This window comes from Fluviicoccus sp., from assembly GCF_030646115.1.
GTDB lineage: Bacteria > Pseudomonadota > Gammaproteobacteria > Pseudomonadales > Moraxellaceae > Fluviicoccus.
The window spans coordinates 1-1,202 of the sequence record NZ_JAUSMX010000034.1 but is presented as its reverse complement, the minus strand read 5'-3'; the positions used below and the strand labels follow the sequence as shown (position 1 = coordinate 1,202).

The 1,202-nt window shown below is 60.1% G+C and carries 1 protein-coding gene; it reads right to left on the bottom strand.

Annotated features, from left to right (window positions below; translation table 11 throughout):
- Positions 1-1,103, bottom strand: a 1,103-nt coding sequence (locus tag Q7T36_RS17870; protein ID WP_304852061.1) for an acyl-CoA dehydrogenase family protein, incomplete at its 3' end; no start/stop codon positions are given.
- Between the last annotated feature and the right edge of the window lie 99 nt (positions 1,104-1,202).

The following is a 1,202-nucleotide window of genomic DNA, read 5'->3' as shown; positions in this document are numbered from 1 at the left end:
CCGCCATGCACTTGTATGGCCCAGTCGATGACCTCGCAGGCCATGCTGGGTGCGACCACCTTGATCATCGCAATTTCGTTTTTGGCAAATTTGTTGCCGGCCACGTCCATCATCCAGGCCGCCTTGAGCGTCAGCAGCCGGGCCATGTCGATTTTGCAGCGGGCCTCGGCGATGCGTTCCTGGGTCACTGTTTGCGAGGCGATGGTCTTGCCAAAGGCCACCCGTGAAGAGGCTCGTTTGCACATCAACTCCAGGGCGCGCTCCGCCAGACCGATCAGGCGCATGCAGTGGTGGATGCGTCCCGGGCCAAGCCGTCCTTGCGCGATCTCGAACCCGCGGCCTTCGCCGAGCAGGATGTTGGAGACGGGTACGCGGACGTTTTCAAACAGCACTTCCATGTGGCCATGCGGCGCATCGTCATAACCCATCACATTGAGCGCGCGCACCACGGTGATGCCGGGCGTGTTGGCCGTCACCAGCACCAAGATTTGCTGCGAAAGGCGCGGCTCATCCGGGTTGGTCTTGCCCATGGTGATGTAGATCGCGCAACGCGGGTCGCCCGCGCCGGAGGTCCACCACTTGCGGCCGTTGATGACGTAGTCATCGCCTTGGCGCTCAATGCGGGTTTCGATATTGGTGGCGTCACTCGACGCCACATCGGGTTCGGTCATGGCAAAGGCGGAGCGGATTTTGCCTTCCAGCAGGGGTTTGAGCCAGCGTGCCTTGTTTTCCTCGGAGCCATAGCGGGCGATGGTTTCCATATTGCCGGTGTCGGGCGCAGAGCAGTTGAACACTTCGCTGGACCACATCACCCGACCCATGATTTCGGCCAGCGGTGCGTACTCCTGGTTGGTCAGGCCTGCGCCGGTGTAGCCGGAGGCGGCGGCACTGTCTACCGGCAAAAACAGGTTCCACAAGCCGGCGGTCTGTGCCTTGAGTTTGAGGTTTTCAATGGTCTGCAGCGGTGTCCAGCGTTTGCCGGCCACCGTATTGGCCGCGATCTCGGCGTGATAGGCACCCTCGGCGGGGTAGATATATTCATCCATGAACGCCTGCAATTTGCCTTGAAGCTCTTTTGTTTTGGGTGAGTAGTCAAAGTCCATGGGATCTCCGGTTGTGTCAGTTGAAAAGGGTGCGGATTGACGTGTGATTCATGCCTGCTGGGCGAATTTCCAGGCCATCTGGGCCAGCGGTTTGGCACC